Annotated in this window: 16 protein-coding genes and 3 tRNA genes; 14 read left to right on the forward strand and 5 right to left on the reverse strand. The window is 45.1% G+C overall.

Annotated features, from left to right (window positions below):
- Positions 1-288: 288 nt before the first annotated feature.
- Entirely contained in the window at positions 289-1,419 is a 1,131-nt protein-coding gene (locus tag CS948_RS10645; RefSeq protein WP_099291650.1) for an ATP-binding protein, read from the forward strand.
- Between the two features lie 4 nt (positions 1,420-1,423).
- Here the strand turns inward: CS948_RS10645 and CS948_RS10650 are convergent, their stop codons facing one another.
- Complete coding sequence (locus CS948_RS10650; RefSeq protein ID WP_218014300.1) at positions 1,424-2,428, reverse strand: ATP-binding protein; 1,005 nt, start codon at positions 2,426-2,428, stop codon at positions 1,424-1,426.
- A gap of 301 nt (positions 2,429-2,729) precedes the next feature.
- The gene (gene rsmI / locus CS948_RS10655; RefSeq protein ID WP_099291651.1) at positions 2,730-3,428 is read right to left on the reverse strand and encodes a 16S rRNA (cytidine(1402)-2'-O)-methyltransferase; all 699 of its coding nucleotides are present in this window, start codon (positions 3,426-3,428) and stop codon (positions 2,730-2,732) included.
- Between the two features lie 271 nt (positions 3,429-3,699).
- Between rsmI and CS948_RS10660 the strand changes: the two genes are divergently transcribed.
- From CS948_RS10660 to CS948_RS10705, 10 genes are all read left to right on the forward strand, one after another.
- Positions 3,700-3,771 (forward strand) — tRNA-Glu (locus CS948_RS10660).
- Between the two features lie 28 nt (positions 3,772-3,799).
- A tRNA-Glu gene (locus tag CS948_RS10665) sits at positions 3,800-3,871 on the forward strand.
- Positions 3,872-3,895: 24 nt separating this feature from the next.
- Positions 3,896-3,967, forward strand: a tRNA-Glu gene (locus CS948_RS10670).
- A 28-nt stretch (positions 3,968-3,995) separates the two neighbouring features.
- Positions 3,996-4,247, forward strand: coding sequence for a 30S ribosomal protein S20 (gene rpsT, locus CS948_RS10675; protein ID WP_099291652.1), 252 nt, complete (start codon positions 3,996-3,998; stop codon positions 4,245-4,247).
- A gap of 146 nt (positions 4,248-4,393) precedes the next feature.
- Positions 4,394-5,089 (forward strand): DNA repair protein RadC, encoded by a 696-nt coding sequence (radC, locus tag CS948_RS10680; RefSeq protein ID WP_099291653.1) that lies wholly within the window; start codon positions 4,394-4,396, stop codon positions 5,087-5,089.
- Positions 5,090-5,278: 189 nt separating this feature from the next.
- Positions 5,279-5,848 (forward strand): nucleotide exchange factor GrpE, encoded by a 570-nt coding sequence (grpE, locus tag CS948_RS10685; RefSeq protein WP_099291654.1) that lies wholly within the window; start codon positions 5,279-5,281, stop codon positions 5,846-5,848.
- 17 nt (positions 5,849-5,865) lie between these two features.
- Positions 5,866-7,014 carry a molecular chaperone DnaJ gene (gene dnaJ, locus CS948_RS10690; protein WP_099291655.1) on the forward strand — a complete coding sequence of 383 codons (1,149 nt, stop codon included), beginning with the start codon at positions 5,866-5,868 and terminating at the stop codon, positions 7,012-7,014.
- A gap of 9 nt (positions 7,015-7,023) precedes the next feature.
- Positions 7,024-7,968 (forward strand): LysR substrate-binding domain-containing protein, encoded by a 945-nt coding sequence (locus CS948_RS10695; RefSeq protein ID WP_099291656.1) that lies wholly within the window; start codon positions 7,024-7,026, stop codon positions 7,966-7,968.
- 23 nt (positions 7,969-7,991) lie between these two features.
- Entirely contained in the window at positions 7,992-8,567 is a 576-nt protein-coding gene (gene lpcA, locus CS948_RS10700; protein WP_099291657.1) for a D-sedoheptulose 7-phosphate isomerase, read from the forward strand.
- A gap of 43 nt (positions 8,568-8,610) precedes the next feature.
- Complete coding sequence (locus CS948_RS10705) at positions 8,611-9,282, forward strand: inorganic pyrophosphatase (RefSeq protein WP_099291658.1); 672 nt, start codon at positions 8,611-8,613, stop codon at positions 9,280-9,282.
- Positions 9,283-9,368: 86 nt separating this feature from the next.
- On the opposite strand, the gene CS948_RS10710 is transcribed toward CS948_RS10705, so the two are convergent.
- From CS948_RS10710 to CS948_RS10720, 3 genes are all read right to left on the reverse strand, one after another.
- The gene (locus CS948_RS10710) at positions 9,369-10,904 is read right to left on the reverse strand and encodes a YifB family Mg chelatase-like AAA ATPase (RefSeq protein WP_099291659.1); all 1,536 of its coding nucleotides are present in this window, start codon (positions 10,902-10,904) and stop codon (positions 9,369-9,371) included.
- A gap of 72 nt (positions 10,905-10,976) precedes the next feature.
- Positions 10,977-11,738: a UDP-2,3-diacylglucosamine diphosphatase gene (locus CS948_RS10715; protein ID WP_099291660.1), complete on the reverse strand. Its 762-nt coding sequence runs from the start codon at positions 11,736-11,738 to the stop codon at positions 10,977-10,979.
- A gap of 24 nt (positions 11,739-11,762) precedes the next feature.
- On the reverse strand, positions 11,763-12,923 hold the full coding sequence (locus CS948_RS10720) for a TlpA disulfide reductase family protein (RefSeq protein WP_099291661.1): 1,161 nt from the start codon (positions 12,921-12,923) through the stop codon (positions 11,763-11,765).
- Between the two features lie 186 nt (positions 12,924-13,109).
- On the opposite strand from CS948_RS10720, the gene CS948_RS10725 reads away from it, so the two are divergent.
- The 3 genes from CS948_RS10725 to CS948_RS10735 all read left to right on the forward strand — a co-directional run bounded on the left by CS948_RS10725 (position 13,110) and on the right by CS948_RS10735 (position 16,501).
- On the forward strand, positions 13,110-13,517 hold the full coding sequence (locus CS948_RS10725) for a hypothetical protein (protein ID WP_141560932.1): 408 nt from the start codon (positions 13,110-13,112) through the stop codon (positions 13,515-13,517).
- A 140-nt stretch (positions 13,518-13,657) separates the two neighbouring features.
- Positions 13,658-15,925 carry a TonB-dependent receptor gene (locus CS948_RS10730; RefSeq protein WP_255301976.1) on the forward strand — a complete coding sequence of 756 codons (2,268 nt, stop codon included), beginning with the start codon at positions 13,658-13,660 and terminating at the stop codon, positions 15,923-15,925.
- Positions 15,926-15,985: 60 nt separating this feature from the next.
- On the forward strand, positions 15,986-16,501 hold the full coding sequence (locus tag CS948_RS10735; RefSeq protein ID WP_099291664.1) for a heavy-metal-associated domain-containing protein: 516 nt from the start codon (positions 15,986-15,988) through the stop codon (positions 16,499-16,501).
- The last annotated feature ends 69 nt before the right edge of the window (positions 16,502-16,570 follow it).

Here is a 16,570-nt window from a genome sequence, read left to right on the forward strand (position 1 = left end):
GTTTTTTTGAATTTATTTAGTCCATTAACAAAAAAAACAATACCTTTGTATCATAAATTCAACGATTTTTGATATATTTTTAATCTCGTTTTTGGTACTCTATGTTTTTGTAAATCTTTACTTTAGGGGAGAGTAAGTTGTCGTTTTCCTATGCCTTTTATTATGCGAGAAGTATTTTGGACGCTGTAAACGAGTGTTTTGTAAAAATCGCCAGTGTGGAGTACGATTTTAATGTAAAAATCGCCATTTGGAAAAAATACCTATCTTTTATGATTATGGAATACAATTATGGAAACGATAAAACGAATACTTGAAGATCGGATTGTAGAACGGATAACGCCCGGTAAGGCTATATTGATTTTTGGCGCTCGACGTGTGGGTAAGACGATTCTCATGCGTAAGTTGGTAGACAATTATCCCGGACGAGCGATGATGCTGAACGGGGAGGATTTTGACACATTGGCTCTGTTGGAAAATCGTACCATAGCGAACTATCGTCATTTGCTGGAAGGAGTAGAATTGCTTGCTATTGATGAGGCACAGAACATTCCTTATATCGGCAATATACTAAAACTGATCGTGGATGAAGTCGATGGTATCCGTGTGTTGGCAAGTGCGTCATCATCATTTGACTTGCTTAATAAGACCGGGGAGCCATTGGTCGGTCGGGGTACACAGTTTTTGCTTACGCCTTTTTCCCAGCGTGAAATAGCACAGACGGAAACGGCACTGGATACTCGCCGGAATCTGGAGGCACGCTTGATCTACGGTTCGTATCCGGAGGTAGTGATGGCTGATAGTTTTGAATGTAAGACAGATTACCTGCGTGATATCGTCAGTGCTTATCTGTTGAAGGATATTCTAACTATTGACGGCTTGAAGAATTCTAATAAAATGAGAGAGTTGCTTCGGCTCGTTGCCTTTCAATTGGGGTGCGAAGTTTCTTATGAAGAACTGGAAAAACAACTTGGCATGAGCAAGACTACAGTAGAGAAGTATCTCGATCTGCTGGAAAAAGTGTTTGTCGTGTATCGCTTGGGAGCCTATTCCCGCAATTTGCGCAAGGAAGTGACTAAAGCCGGGAAATGGTACTTTTATGACAATGGTATTCGGAATGCTATTATCGGGAATTTTTCGCCTTTGGCTATCCGGCAGGATGCCGGTGCGCTTTGGGAAAATTACTTGATAGGAGAACGACGAAAGAGGAGTTTGAATGACGGAACAGGGAAAGAGTTCTATTTTTGGCGCACTTATGACAAGCAAGAGATAGATTTAATAGAAGTGCACGCCGAGCAACTTACCGCCTTGGAGATCAAGTGGGGAAACAAAATGCCTCCTGTGCCGAAAGCCTTCGGGGAAGCATACCCTCACGCGGAGTATCACGTGGTGAACAGGGATAATTATTTGGAATTCGTGTAAGCGGTTAAATAATTTGTCTTTTCCAGAGTTTATGCAAAAAATCGGTTGCCGGTAAAATTTCTACACCGTTCATGACGCGTGGGGTGCGATCGAGTGACACGACGATTAGGCGCGCCTCGGGATGTTCCTCGCTAAAAGCTTTTAATCCTTTCAAGTGGCGGGATTGTACTTCTTCCGTGGATTTGATTTCAATAGCAATTTTGGCATCTCCCAGTATCGCGTCCACCTCGTAGCCGGATGTCGTGCGCCAATAAGATAGGGTATTGGTATTGTCAGTGTACCCGAGGTAAGCGATGAGTTCTTGAATGATGAGATGTTCAAAAGCATGCCCGAAATCGACGGAGCCGGGAGCTAGTTCATGACGTTTTGTTAGATAATTGACAATCCCCACGTCGAAATAATAGAATTTTGGAGATTGTATTAATCGTCTTTTGATGGCTTTCGCGTATGCCGGAATCATATATCCCAACATGGTTTCGGATAGAATGGAGAAATATTCTTTTATCGTGGGTGCGCTAACACCTGCATCGGTGGCAATGTTGTTATAATTGACAATTTCCCCGTTTGTAAGAGCTGCAATTTCAAGGAAACGGCTGAATGAATTCAAGTTTCTTGTTAGTGCTTCCGCTCGTATCTCTTCTTGTAAATAGTCGCCAATGTATGCTTGTAGGCGTTTATGCGGGTTTTCTATTAAATAATGTCTGGGAAGCATACCGTTGTTGACAGCGCGTATCAGATTGAAGTCGGGGAGTTCCTCGCTAACAAAGGGGTAGAGTACGTTTCGCACGGCACGTCCCCCTAGTAGATTTGCTCCGCTTCGTTTTAGTTTTCGTGCACTTGACCCGCATAATATGAAACGAATGCCCCGATTGGTGATAAGCCAATGCACTTCATCCAATAGTTCCGGAACTTTCTGTACTTCATCTATAATGACTAAGTCCGATTCTCCGGATAACATAAAGTTCCTCCCGTAAAAGTGACGGACGACGGTGTAAACGTTCGAATTCATCTGCTTTTAGCAGGTCGTAATATTTTGCTTCGGGAAATAAACTATTTAGCAATGTACTTTTCCCCGTTTGTCGTGCTCCCCATAGGAAAATGCTTTCTGTTTTAGCATCGTCTAGTTTTAAGTATCTTGTTATCATTGTATAGTGCTTTAGAAAATCATGAAAATCTAAAGTACAACTTTAGAAAATCATGAAAATCTAAAGTATAACTTTGGAAAATCATGAAAATCTAAAGCACAACTTTTGATTTTCACAAAACAAAGATATGGAATTTTCTATTTTCTGTGACATTTTCTGTGACATTTATTCGGAATCTTCCTCCGTTTCCTTTTTGGGTTTCCCCTCGACGATGATGACGATTTCGCCTTTTACACCTTTTTCGGTGAAGTGTGTGATTAGTTCTTTGAGAGTACCCCGCTGGAAGTCCTCGAAGAGTTTGCTGATCTCGCGGGCAACACAGGCATGGCGGCTTTCTCCGAAAAATTCAGCCATTTGCTCTAACGCTTTGACAAGGCGGAAAGGGGATTCGTAGAAAATCATCGTGCGGTCTTCCTCGGCGAGGGAGATGAGTTTTTTTTGCCGTCCTTTCTTTTGCGGCAGGAATCCCTCGAAGCAGAAACGGTCGCAGGGAAGCCCCGAATTGACGAGGGCGGGCACGAAGGCAGTTGCCCCGGGCAGACATTCGGTTTCTATACCTTGCTCTATACAGGTACGGACGAGCAGGAAGCCGGGATCGGAGATACCGGGTGTGCCCGCGTCACTGATCAAGGCGACGTCCTCTCCGCGGGCGATGCGTTCGGCGATGCGGCTCACTTGCTGGTGCTCGTTGAACTTGTGGTGCGAGAGCAGAGGGGTGTTGATCTCGTAATGCTTGAGCAATTTCGCGGATGTGCGGGTGTCCTCGGCAAGCACGAGAGGTACTTCTTTTAATATACGGAGTGCTCTTAGCGTGATGTCTTCAAGGTTGCCGACGGGGGTAGGGATAAGGTACAGTTTTGCCATATAATTTGAAAATTGAAAGTTGAAAATTGAAAGTGAGGTTTCAAGATTCAACGATTTAATATCCGCAAAGGTAGGAATATATCTATGATTTTATTCATAATTTGACGATATTTCTCTTTTAGAGAGGAGATGCCCGCCGAGTGTTTGGGGTGATTTACAGAGATTTGGGAACGTAAATATCGCTAAAAGCGTGTGTTAGTGAAAAAAAAATAGTGATTTCTTTGGTTGGAATGAAATTTGCCGTATATTTGCAACCGCTAAAGCAAAATATGGTCCGTTCGTCTAGGGGCTAGGACGCAAGATTCTCATTCTTGTAACACGGGTTCGATTCCCGTACGGACTACAAAGCTGATAATAATCGGCTTAGCGATGGTCCGTTCGTCTAGGGGTTAGGACGCAAGATTTTCATTCTTGTAACACGGGTTCGATTCCCGTACGGACTACCGAGAAGGTAGTGGATATTTAATGGTCCGTTCGTCTAGGGGTTAGGACGCAAGATTTTCATTCTTGTAACACGGGTTCGATTCCCGTACGGACTACAAAGTTGAATTAAATTAATTTGTAGAGATGGCAAATCATCAATCATCAGAAAAAAGAATACGGCAGAGCGAGAAGAGAAAATTACATAATCGTTACTACGCTAAAACTGCTAGAAATGCCGTTAGGAAACTACGTGCGTTGACTGAGAAAGAGGCTGCAGCAGATTTGTTACCGAAAGTTTCATCTATGTTAGATAAGCTTGCGAAAAAGAATATTATCCACAAAAACAAAGCTGCAAACTTGAAATCGAAGTTGGCTTTGCACGTGAATAAGCTGTAATTTCAATAGACATAAGATATTAGGGTAATAGGTCTTGAGCTTGTTACCTTTATTTTTTATGTGTCGGGTAATCTTGAGAATTTATTCTTAAGATTTTTTTTATTTTGAAAAAAAATGGTTACATTACCGGCTGTAAAGATAAGGTTATGGCTGGAGAATATATTCCTATTTCCTCGTGGGCGGAGGATGATAAGCCCCGGGAAAAGATGTTGGCGAACGGCGTCGCCACGCTTTCCACAAATGAGTTGCTCGCTATCCTGTTGCGATCGGGAAGCGGCGGGGAGTCTGCTCTTGATCTTGCCCGGCGTATGCTGGCGGATTGCAATAATGACTTGAATACTTTGGCGCGCTTGTCCGTGACGGATTTCATGAACCGTTACAGGGGAGTGGGCATGGCAAAAGCAGCCTCGATTATCGCCGCGGTGGAGATCGGGCGGCGCAGAGCGTTGGCTGCCGCCCGAGAAGAGCCCGTGCTGACGACAAGCCGGGATCTGTATGACTATCTGCAACCGCTCATCGGGGATTTGGATCACGAGGAGTTCTGGGTGGTTACCCTTTCGAGTGCCTGTCGGATAAAGTCATGTGAACGTTTGTTCTCCGGAGGTATGGAAAACACGATTATCGATATCCGGATGGTGTTCCGGAAAGTGTTGGAAGCCAAAGCGTGTTCTATCGTTATCGCACACAACCACCCTAGCGGTAACAATCGTCCGAGTCCGCAGGATATTGCTCTGACGAAAAAGATTCAGGAAGCGGGAAGGTTGTTGGATATCATTCTGCTTGATCATATTATCGTTTGCCCCGATCGATATTATAGTTTCGCGGATAATGGGATGTTGTGAATTTTAGATTTGATGATTTTAGATTTTAGATTGAGGGCGTAAATCACTTAATTGTTATATCTTTGTGGCAGCATATTGTGCCACATTGACACTCGTTTTGTTTGTCAATGTGGCATGTTGACTTGTTGGCAGGGATTTTGCTTGAAAAAAGTAGCTTAATTTGTTTATTCATAAAAAAATATATACGATATGTCAGAAGAGAAGAGAGCGACTCACGAGGAAGAACTGGAGGAGTCACAGAATGTTGAGAATGAGGTAGAAGAAAAGTCTCACAAGAAGAAAGAGGATAAATCTTGCAAAAAGGAAGAGAGTAAATTGGAAGAGTTGGGACAAAAGCTGGCGGAGATGAATGACAAATATCTGCGGTTGTCGGCGGAATTTGATAATTACCGGAAACGTACTTTGAAAGAGAAAATGGAATTGACGAAGAGTGCCGGGGAGCAGATATTGACAAATATTCTGCCTGTGGTGGATAACTTCGAGAGAGCCTTGAAGAGTATGAGCGTGTCAAAGGATGTGGCAGCCTTGAAAGAAGGGGTGGATTTGATCTATGCTAATTTCAAGACGTTCCTAACGCAAAACGGTGTAAAGGAGATCGAGACGGACGGGGTGGATTTCAACACGGATATTCACGAGGCTGTGACCACTATTCCCGCACCGACTCCCGAATTGAAGGGGAAAGTGCTGGATTGTATCGAGAAAGGATATTATTTGAACGATAAGGTGATGCGTTTCGCGAAAGTGGTTGTAGGCGAATAAATTAAGATTGCGTGGTAATGGAAAAGAGAGATTATTATGAAGTGTTGGGCGTGTCTAAAAATGCCGATGTTACCGAAATAAAAAAAGCGTATCGCAAATTGGCATTGAAGTATCATCCGGATAAGAACCCGGGTGACAAGGAGGCAGAGGAGAAGTTCAAGGAGGCAGCCGAGGCGTACGATGTGTTGAGCAATGACGATAAAAGGCGCCGTTACGACCAGTTCGGACACGCCGGGATGGGTGGTGCCGGTGGTTTCGGAGGTGGAGGTATGAGCATGGATGATATCTTCTCTCATTTTGGGGATATCTTTAGTGGAATGGGCGGTTTTGGCGGCTTCAGCGGTTTCGGCGGGGGCGGACGTTCAGCCCGTAGGGTGAACCGGGGTACGAATCTGCGGGTGAAGGTGAAATTGAACCTGCAAGAAGTAGCTACCGGAGTTGAAAAGAAAATTAAAGTGAAAAAATACGTGGCTTGCCAGCATTGTAGCGGCACGGGTGCGAAAGACGGGAAGTCTTTCACTACTTGCTCGACCTGTAACGGTTCGGGACAGGTTACCCGAGTGCAGAATACAATTCTTGGTGCCATGCAGACGACTTCCACCTGTCCCACTTGCGAGGGTGAAGGAAAGATTATCAACGAGAAGTGTACCTATTGTAACGGAGAGGGCGTGTTGTTGTCGGAAGAGGTGATCACGATTAATATTCCGGCAGGGGTGGCAGAAGGGATGCAGCTGTCATTGGGCGGTAAAGGCAATGCTGCCCGTCGCGGAGGTGTGAATGGAGATTTGATTGTGCTGGTGGAAGAAGACGAGCATCCTGATCTGGTAAGGGACGGCAATGATTTGTTGTATAACGTGTTTATCGGTTACCCCGAAGCGGTTTTGGGAGAAACGGTAGAGATTCCGACGATAGAGGGCAAGGTGAAAGTGAAAATAGAGGCAGGAACTCAACCGGGTAAAATATTGCGTTTGCGCGGAAAAGGTTTGCCGGACGTGAACGGGTACGGGAAAGGTGACCTGTTGGCGAAGGTGAACGTGTGGATTCCGAAGAACTTGTCGAAAGACGAGAAAAAGTTAGTGGAGAAAATGAAAGAAACGACCGGATTCAAGCCCGGAAGTAATGACAAGAAAAGCATATTCTCCAAGATGAAGGATTTTTTTGAATAGAACAAATTTATGATTACACTGACACAACTGGAATATATTGTAGCCGTTGACGAGCATCGGCATTTTGCCACGGCAGCGGATAGTTGCTTCGTGACACAGCCGACGCTGAGTATGCAAATCAAAAAGTTGGAAGACGATCTCGGTGTAATCATTTTTGACAGGAGCCGACAACCGGTGGTGCCCACGGATATCGGGGCAAAACTGATCGCTCAGGCACGGACGGTTTTATCGGCGACACAAAGAATAAAAGAAATTATCAACGAGGAAAAACAGGAGGTGGCAGGCTCTTTGAAGATCGGGATTATTCCCACGTTGGCCCCCTACCTGTTACCTATTTTTATAGGGGATTATATCCGCCGTTATCCAGCCGTGAAGGTCGAGGTTGAGGAGTTGGTATCCGAAGAGATTATCAAGCGATTGAAACGGGACACGTTGGACGCGGGTATTTTTGTTACGCCTTTCCATGACGAGAAGATCGTGGAACGCCCCGTCTTTTATGAAGAAATGATGATCTACGCTCACGCCGGTCATGAACTTTTGAAGAAGAAAGACGTAGAAATACAGGATATCGCCACTCCCGATATATGGATGCTGGGTGACGGTCATTGTTTTCGCGATCAAGTGGTGAACTTGTGCGATATGCACGACACGCAGCACAAGAACCTGCCCTTTGATTTCGAGAGCAATTCGTTGGAAACATTGATGAAGATCGTGGATAGGGAAGGCGGTTTTACTTTAATCCCGGAACTGGCATTGTTGTATATGACGGAGGAGAAAAAAAAGCAAGTTCGTTCGTTCACGACCTATAAGCCTTTGCGGGAGGTGAGCGTCATTTATTCGCGCCACTACACGAAGCAGAAGTTGATAGACCTGCTTTGCGAGGATATCAAACAGGTGGTCCCCCCGGGAATGTTGAAGAAGGAAAGAGGGAGGATCGTCGAATGGAAAAAATAAGATAAATGTAATACCCTAAGAAGATGGATAGTATCAAGAAGAGTTTTTTAGAGGCACAGCAGGTGTTGGCTGATTTTGTGGCGGATGACGAGAAGTTGAAACAGGTCGGGTTGGCAGCCGAGATATTATCCCGGATTCTGAAAAGCGGCGGTAAGGTGATTAGCTGCGGTAATGGCGGTTCCATGAGTGACGCCATGCATTTCGCGGAAGAACTTACAGGACGCTTCAGGGGTGACCGCCCGGCATTGCCTGCCGTGGCGATTTCCGACCCGACGCACTTGACGTGTGTAGCGAATGACTTCGGTTTTGATTATGTGTTTTCCCGGTACGTGGAGGCGCACGGGAAAGCGGGAGATGTCCTGCTGGCTATCAGCACGTCCGGTAATTCGGCAAATGTCGTGAATGCCGTGAATACAGCGCATGATCGGGGAATGCTGGTGATCGGGCTGACAGGTAAGGACGGCGGTAAGATGAAGAATTTATGCGATGTGAATATTTGTGTCCCGTGGAATGGTTATTCCGACCGGATACAGGAGATTCATATCAAGATTATTCACATCTTGATAGAACAGATCGAGTTGCATTTGTTCGGTGAATAGATATAAAGGTGTATGACACATATTTTTTTTAAACGAAATAGTTATGGGAAATAAAATTAATGACCCTATCGCCCGATTGATGGGGTTGAGGTACAAGTCACATCCGTGGCATGGGTTGGATATCGGGCCGGATTTTCCGGCAGTGGTGACAGCATTTATCGAGATGGTGCCTACCGATACGGTGAAGTACGAGTTGGATAAAGTGAGCGGTTATATCAAGATTGACCGTCCGCAGAAGTATTCAAACGTGGTTCCTGCGTTGTACGGTTTTTTGCCGCAGACTTATTGCGGGGATCTGGTTGCTGACTATTGCATGGAGCAAACCCAGCGGGCGGATATACACGGTGACGGCGACCCGTTGGATATTTGCGTGTTGACAGAGAAAACGATATCCCACGGGGATATTATTGCAGAGGCTCGCCCGATCGGGGGATTCCGTATGTTGGACAAGAACGAGGCTGACGATAAGATTATCGCCGTGTTGAAACATGATGCCACGTATAGTATTTATAACGATATATCCGAGTTGCCACACGTGGTGATCGATCGTTTGAAACACTATTTCCTGACCTACAAGGATCTTCCGGGAGAAGAACGCCGCACGGAAATTACCCACGTGTATAATAAGGAAGAAGCCTACGAGGTGATTCGTAGAAGTGCGGAAGACTACAAAAATCACTTCCAAGGCTTGGAGGATATCTTGAGTCGGGTTTAAACGTGAATTGATTCTGTGATTGTCGATTGATTGATTTCGTGATTCTATAATCACCTAATCGTCAATCATAAAATCACTGAATTTTTTTATCCTCCCCACCCTTCGCGATCGAGGCTGCGATACTGTATGGCTTCGGCGATGTATTCGGGTTTTATTTTTTCACTGTGTTCCAAGTCCGCTATTGTGCGGGATAGTTTTATGATGCGGTCGTATGCTCTGGCTGATAAGCCGAAACGTTGCATAGCGATTTTCAGCAAGGCGGTGCATCTATCATCCAAAAGACAATATTTTTTCAACAGAGGTGACGTCATCTGGGCGTTGCAATATATGCCTTGATGCTCGCGGAATCGGGCAGTCTGTATTTCTCTGGCGGCAATCACCCGCTCGCGAATGGCGGCACTGGGTTCGCTTTCGGTGTTGCTGGTCATTTTATCCAGTTCGACGGGGACGACTTCGATATGTATGTCAATGCGATCAAGCAGGGGACCCGATATTTTGGACAGGTATTTATGCACGGCTCCCGGCGGACAGTTGCACTCTTTGGTGGGGTGATTGTAGTAACCGCAGGGGCAGGGGTTCATGGAAGCGATGAGCATGATATTTGCCGGGTATTCCACGCTGAATTTGGAACGACTGATGGAAATCATCCGGTCTTCCAGCGGTTGGCGTAAAACTTCCAGTACAGATCTCTGAAATTCGGGTAGTTCGTCAAGGAATAATATTCCGTTATGTGCCAGTGAAATCTCCCCGGGTTGAGGCCAAGAGCCGCCACCGACAAGAGCCACGTTCGAGATCGTGTGGTGGGGGGATCGGAAAGGACGGTTGACGATCAGGGAATTGTTGTTTTGTATTTTTCCCGCGACGGAGTGTATCTTGGTTGTTTCGAGAGCTTCTTCCGTGGTCATGGGCGGCAGGATTGTCGGTAATCTTCGGGCGAGCATGGTCTTCCCCGAACCCGGTGAGCCAATCATGATCATATTGTGTCCGCCCGCGGCGGCGATTTCCATGGCTCTTTTCACGTTCTCTTGTCCCTTAACGTCTTTGAAATCCAATAATTCGTTGTCGGAGTGCTGTTCCATGATTTTCCGGTCGAACACCGCGGGGGAGAATGATTTTTCTTTTTTCAAGAAAGCAATGACCTCGTTGATATGCCGGAAGCCATATACCTCGAAATCTTGAACAACAGCGGCCTCGTTGGCATTCTGATAAGGGAGGATGATTCCTTTGAACCCTTCTTTCTTCGCGTGAATGGCAATGGGTAGTACGCCTTTTACGGCTTGCAGGCTTCCGTCAAGGGACAATTCGCCCATGATGACGTAGTGTTCCAAGTCGGCATCAGGAAGTTGTTCATTGGCAGCCAGAATACCGATACCTATCGGGAGATCGTAAGCGGAGCCTTCCTTCTTCACGTCGGCGGGAGCCATATTGATAATAACTCTTTTACCCGGGATTTTAAGTCCTATTTCCCGGAGGGCGGAATCGATGCGTTGTTGACTTTCTTTCACGGCATTGTCCGGTAATCCCACGATGATGAATTTAGCACCCCAGAGGATGTTTACTTCTATTGTAATTGTAATAGCATTGATGCCGTACACGGCACCGCCGAATATTTTGACTAACATAACTGTCGATCTTTATTTCACATACAGGCAGGTAAGTTAGGATTATTTTACACGGAAACAAAATGGATAGGGTTATTTTTTCTCTTCGAGTTTTTCCAGTGAAACTTTTTCTCCGTCGAATTTGGCATACGTGAAATGAGTAATCCAGTCTCCCGTGTTGATATAATAGCTGGATTCCGCCAGTTGCATAAAGATGGGAAGGTGGCGATGACCGAAAATGAAGTAATCGATGTGCCGTTCCTGCAATACTTTCTTGCAATACAGCACGATCTCTTCTTTGTCATCTCCCAAGTATTCTCTCGCGTCTATTTTTCCGTTTCCTTTTAGTCGGGAGTGTGCCGACCATCTGTTTGCCAAAGCGATACCCCAGTCGGGATGAATCAGCCGGAAGCATCTTTGCAGGAAACGATTGTGGAAGGCTTTGCTGAGGAAAAGATAGCCTTTGTCATTCGGGTTGAGTCCGTCGCCGTGTCCGATAAGGAAGGATTTCCCGTTCATTTCGATTTCGAACATAGAGGTATGCAGGATCACCCCACATTCCTTTGCCAAGTAGTCGAACGCCCAGATGTCATGATTTCCGGTAAAAAAATGAACTTTTATCCCGCTGTCGGTGAAATTGGCGAGTTCTGCCAGAAAGCGCACGTGTCCTTTGGGAACCACGTGTTTGTATTCGAACCAGAAATCGAACATATCACCCAACAGGTAGAGCTCCGAGCAAACGGGTTTTATCTTTTTCAAAAAATCCACGAGCATCAATTCCCTTTCCCGGTTATTTTTCAATAGTTTGGCACCCAAGTGTGCATCGGAGAGGAAATAAACGTTCTTACCCTGCATGATGATATGTTCGTTCTGTTTTTATTATTTCTTCAATAAAGTGTTCAAACGATCTTCCAGACGACTGCCGTACAAGTTCTTGCCGACAATCTCTTTTTTCTGGTTGATGATATAGTTTGCCGGAATATTTTTGATGTTCCAGCTTGCGGCAGCTCTGCTTTGCAAACCACCTTCATCCCATACGCAAATCCAGTTGATCTTGTTCTGTTTTATGATTTCTTCCCACAGCAATCTGTTTTTATCCAGACAGACCATGTAGATTTCAACGCCCTGTTTCTTGAATTTGTCATACACCGTTTTCATCTCCTTGATGTATTCCTGACTTTCTTTGGCGGTGATTAGCCCGAAGTCGAGCACGATATATTTATCTTTCAGGGAGAGCAATGATACCGGTTTCCCCTCCGTGTTGGGAAGAGTGATGTCCGGCAGAGAACTTTCCGAGTTGTTGATCACGGCTGCCAATTGCTGGTTGCGGATCGCTTGGGATATTTCTTTCAAATGGTTCATGATCGCTTTCGTGTATTGCGATTCCGGGTACAAAGCGGTTAATGACGATGCCACTACCTTGAAATAATGAAGGTCTTCTATCTCGTCCATGATACCGAGATTTCCTCCGATTTTCTGGTACAGGGCGTAGTAGGATGCCGGAGAGGTTGCGTGTTTGATGATAAAATCCCGGGTGAAGTTGATCTGTTTGTTTATAGCCTCCTCCCAAGCTTTGGCGTATTCTTCTCTTTGTTTGTCGTAAGCAGGCTCCTGCGGCAGCGCCTGATAGGATTTTCTCAAGGAGTCGGTCAGCGTGATCGTGCGATCGAGTTGGAAGTTTAATAATTTGATCCACAATGAATTTTCCGATCCATCTACCCAATAGTTGTTCTTGATGTCATCGAGTTTTCCACTTATTTCTATTTTTTCTTCCGGAGTGGCGATGATTGTAACCTGCTCGTTATTAGCGAATTTTAGCGCATAGAAGGTCGGTAGGTCAACATTAATCTTGAAAGTAAACTCTCCTTTCTTGTTAATTTTTGTTGAGTCTATAACTTTCCGGGAACTCACGTCAATTTGTTCCAAGTATACTTTCGTGTTGTCCGCGTCTTTGATGGCTCCGGTGATCTCGACATTCGTTTTCTTGCTGCAAGAAGCGATAAGAACTACAAATAGCCCGAATAGTAATATTTTTCTCATAGTTTGTTGGAATGATAAATAATCTACATCTATATTGAAATTCGAAAGTAATACTTTTTTTCGATTTTTTACATCAATAGAGAGAGAATTTGAATAAAAAAACCGTTAATAAATTGTTAATGCTCTGTTTTAGAGTATGTGGATTGAAATAAAGTTTTATTTTTGCAAACGATGAAACAGCAAAAAATGAATATACGCGCCCTTTTGTTATTGGTTGTTTTCCTTTTAGGGACAATCGGGGTAAATGTGAGTAAGGTGTACTGCCATCGTTGTCAGGAAACTTATTCGCGTTTGATATTCATTCCTGCTGATACGCCGTGTCCTTGTACGCACGGTTGTGTTTGTTGTCACTCGTGCCATAATATGCACAAAAAGAATTGTGATAATGCGAAACAACAGCATACATATTATAAGGTCTACGGCGAGTGGGCTGCTTCTCATTTCGAGGTGCAGTTCAGTGATATGGTGATGGAGGTGGATTCTGCCCCTGTCTTTTCCGATCGTGCTACATCTATTGTCAAATCATTTAATCCTGCCTTGACGTACACGGATAATTCTCCGCCATTGGAGTTGCTGTGTACATTCCGTTGTTGATTTATTTCTGTTCCGTGAAGAAGGAATCCCCGCGGGTCCCTTTCAGACTGGTCGTGCGTGTATGCTTGGCCGAGAAGTATTATGTGTGAATTGAAACTAAAATCAAGAGCGAAAGTAATTGTATGAGAAATCTTTTTATTATGGTGTGTTTGTTCGCATCCTTCGGATTGCAGGCGCAAACAATTAAAGGCCGGGTTATGGAGGAAACAGCCGATGGCGAGAAACCGCTTGCCGGGGCAAACGTGTATTGGGTCGGAACGAGCAAAGGAGCCGTGACGGACGGTAACGGAGAGTTCAAGTTGAAGTGGGAGAAGGTGGGAAAGTTGGTAATCAGCTTTATCGGTTATCGGTCGGATACTATTCAAGTGAAATCGACGGATAAGTTTGTTACCTGTACGTTGCAATCCGGGGAGTTGTTGGATGAAGTGAACGTGCAAGCCCGGAAGCAAAGTACGGTGATGACGACCAATCGCCCGTTGATCGAGCAATTGATTACCGGGGAGGAATTGTGTAAAGCCGCTTGCTGTAACTTGGGCGAAAGTTTCGAGACCAATGCGTCCGTGGATGTTTCTTACGCGGATGCGGTGACGGGAGCAAAACAGATTCAGTTGCTCGGGCTGACGGGAAAATACGTGCAGATGATGACGGAGAATATGCCTAATTTTAGGGGACTTGCTTCTCTGTACGGGTTGACTTATATTCCCGGTCCTTGGATGTCGGCTATTTCCGTGTCTAAAGGTACCGGTTCGGTTATCAACGGCTACGAGTCGATGGCAGGCCAGATCAGCGTGGATTACAAGAAACCCCGTGATCCGGAATTGTTTTCGGCAAACGTGTTTACCAGTAGAGAGGGGATGTACGAGTTTAACTCTAATTTCAGTATCCGTTTCAATGATAAATGGAGCACGATGTTCCTTTTGCACGGGGACTGGATGGAGGAGCCGCACGACGGGAATAAGGACGGTTTTCTGGATATGCCCGAAAAGACACAGTATAACGTGATGAATCGTTGGGCGTACAAGGATGATTCTTGGTTCCTTCAATTCGGTGGAAAGTTTATCGACGAAACTCGTGAGGGGGGACAAACCTCGCACGGGGGACATGCCGAGCCGAATCCGACCTACGGGCTTTACAAGATAGGTATCGATACGCGTCGTTACGAGGGATTCTTGAAGTTAGGGTATCTGATGCCTCAATACGAGAACACGAGTATGGCATTGCTGCTGAATTACACGGATCACACGCAGGATTCGTATTACGGGAAGAAAATATATAATGCGGGACAAAAGAGTTTCTTCGCTAATTATATTTATCAGTCCATATTCGGGAATAATCCGGGACAGATGTACTCGGCAGGTATTAGTTTTACTTATGACAAGTATGACGAGGATTTCCGCGATCAATTGGTCGTGGCGGACGGACTCGAGGGGGTGGATGCTACTTTCAAGCGCGAGGAGCGTGTTCCGGGGGCATTCTTCCAGTACACGGGAGAGTTTTTGGACGAGCGGTTTGTCGTGATGGCGGGTTTGCGTTATGATTATCACAATATTTTCGGTAGTATCTGGACGCCCCGGGCTCATATCATGTATAAGCCGGATGAGTTCACGAATATAAAGGCTACTTTCGGGCGGGGATTACGCACGGCGAATATTCTTGCGGAGAATAGCTACCTGTTGGCTTCTGCCGCTAATTTTTACGTGGAAGGTAAGTTATTGGCTAAGAATCCTCACTTGTTGGACGAGTTGAAGATGGAAGATTCTTGGAATTTCGGGGCAAACGTGAACCGGAAGTTTACCTTGTTCGGACGCACGTTGAATGTTAATCTTGATTACTATCACACGAAGTTCAACGATCAAGTGGTAGTGGATAACGAAACGACATTCGATCAGGTGAATTTCTATAATCTGGAAGGGAAGTCCTATTCCAATTGCTATCAGGCAGAGGTGAAATACGAATTGATTCCTCGTCTGGAAGCGACGGTGGCATATCGTTATAATGACGTGAAGACCACGATTAAAGGAGAGTTGAGACGTACCCCGTTTACCAGTCGTTACAAAGGTATGGTGAACTTGTCGTATTTCACGAACCTGAAAAAGTGGCAGTTCGATTTCACCACGCAGTTCAACGGTTCCGGTCGTTTACCCGAACAGGGAGGCATTGCTGATGAGTTTCGGGTTGCACCTCGTTTCGATGCATTCCAGATTATGAACGCTCAGGTGACAAAATATTTCCGCTTGTGGAGTGTTTATGCCGGATGCGAGAATATCGGCGATTTCACGCAGAAAAATCCGATTGTGAACGCTCACGATCCTTGGAGCAGTACGTTCGACTCGTCGAAAGTCTGGGGCCCTCTTCACGGACGTAAATTCTATATCGGTTTGCGTTTTGCTTTAGACCGGAAAGGATGAGATAAAAACTAAAAGATAAAAGTTGAAGACTAAAAATTGATAATAAATAAATATTTGAATATGAAAACAATGAAGATTTTATTTACGCTGGTAGTGTTCGTAATGATGGGTTTAACCGTGAATGCGCAAGCAAAAAAAGATACGACTGTTATTTTCAAGGTGGGTATCCATTGTCCTTCTTGTAAAGCGAAGTTAGACAAGAATATGCCTTTCGAGAAAGGGATAAAGGATTACAAGTTGAATATGAAGGATTCTACCGTGTTGGTGACCTATCGTATGGATAAGAACTCCTTGCCGGGATTGAAAGCGGCTATCGAAAGACATGACGTGAAAGTTCTTGCTTTGTGTGACAAAGACGGTAAAGTTATCAAATGCGACAAAGGACACAAATGTTGCAAAGAAGGTGCAAAAGCAGAGTGCAAAGGAGATTGCAGCCAATGTGACCACAAGAGCGGAAAGCATGAATGTGAAGGCAAATGTGATCATCACAAAAAAGATCAAACGTGCAAGGGAGAATGCGGTGACAATTGCTGCTCTAAAACCGGAAAGAAAGAAGATTGCTGCAAAAAGAAATAAGAGGAAGGTGTGTCGAAACACACCTCCTCGTCCGTAAGGTCCGAAAGTCCATAATGTCGTAAGGTCAAA

Source organism: Butyricimonas sp. Marseille-P3923 (assembly GCF_900184685.1).
GTDB lineage: Bacteria > Bacteroidota > Bacteroidia > Bacteroidales > Marinifilaceae > Butyricimonas > Butyricimonas muris.

Excerpts from the sequence above, each read along its gene's own strand:
- CS948_RS10725 (WP_141560932.1), top strand. The coding sequence starts at position 13,110 with ATGAATATACGCGCCCTTTTGTTATTGGTTGTTTTCCTTTTAGGGACA.
- CS948_RS10735 (WP_099291664.1), top strand. The coding sequence starts at position 15,986 with ATGAAAACAATGAAGATTTTATTTACGCTGGTAGTGTTCGTAATGATG.
- CS948_RS10710 (WP_099291659.1), bottom strand. The coding sequence starts at position 10,904 with ATGTTAGTCAAAATATTCGGCGGTGCCGTGTACGGCATCAATGCTATT.
- radC (WP_099291653.1), top strand. The coding sequence starts at position 4,394 with ATGGCTGGAGAATATATTCCTATTTCCTCGTGGGCGGAGGATGATAAG.
- CS948_RS10650 (WP_218014300.1), bottom strand. The coding sequence starts at position 2,428 with ATGAATTCGAACGTTTACACCGTCGTCCGTCACTTTTACGGGAGGAAC.
- CS948_RS10715 (WP_099291660.1), bottom strand. The coding sequence starts at position 11,738 with ATGCAGGGTAAGAACGTTTATTTCCTCTCCGATGCACACTTGGGTGCC.
- grpE (WP_099291654.1), top strand. The coding sequence starts at position 5,279 with ATGTCAGAAGAGAAGAGAGCGACTCACGAGGAAGAACTGGAGGAGTCA.
- lpcA (WP_099291657.1), top strand. The coding sequence starts at position 7,992 with ATGGATAGTATCAAGAAGAGTTTTTTAGAGGCACAGCAGGTGTTGGCT.
- CS948_RS10695 (WP_099291656.1), top strand. The coding sequence starts at position 7,024 with ATGATTACACTGACACAACTGGAATATATTGTAGCCGTTGACGAGCAT.
- CS948_RS10645 (WP_099291650.1), top strand. The coding sequence starts at position 289 with ATGGAAACGATAAAACGAATACTTGAAGATCGGATTGTAGAACGGATA.
- rpsT (WP_099291652.1), top strand. The coding sequence starts at position 3,996 with ATGGCAAATCATCAATCATCAGAAAAAAGAATACGGCAGAGCGAGAAG.
- dnaJ (WP_099291655.1), top strand. The coding sequence starts at position 5,866 with ATGGAAAAGAGAGATTATTATGAAGTGTTGGGCGTGTCTAAAAATGCC.
- CS948_RS10720 (WP_099291661.1), bottom strand. The coding sequence starts at position 12,923 with ATGAGAAAAATATTACTATTCGGGCTATTTGTAGTTCTTATCGCTTCT.
- CS948_RS10705 (WP_099291658.1), top strand. The coding sequence starts at position 8,611 with ATGGGAAATAAAATTAATGACCCTATCGCCCGATTGATGGGGTTGAGG.
- CS948_RS10730 (WP_255301976.1), top strand. The coding sequence starts at position 13,658 with ATGGTGTGTTTGTTCGCATCCTTCGGATTGCAGGCGCAAACAATTAAA.
- rsmI (WP_099291651.1), bottom strand. The coding sequence starts at position 3,428 with ATGGCAAAACTGTACCTTATCCCTACCCCCGTCGGCAACCTTGAAGAC.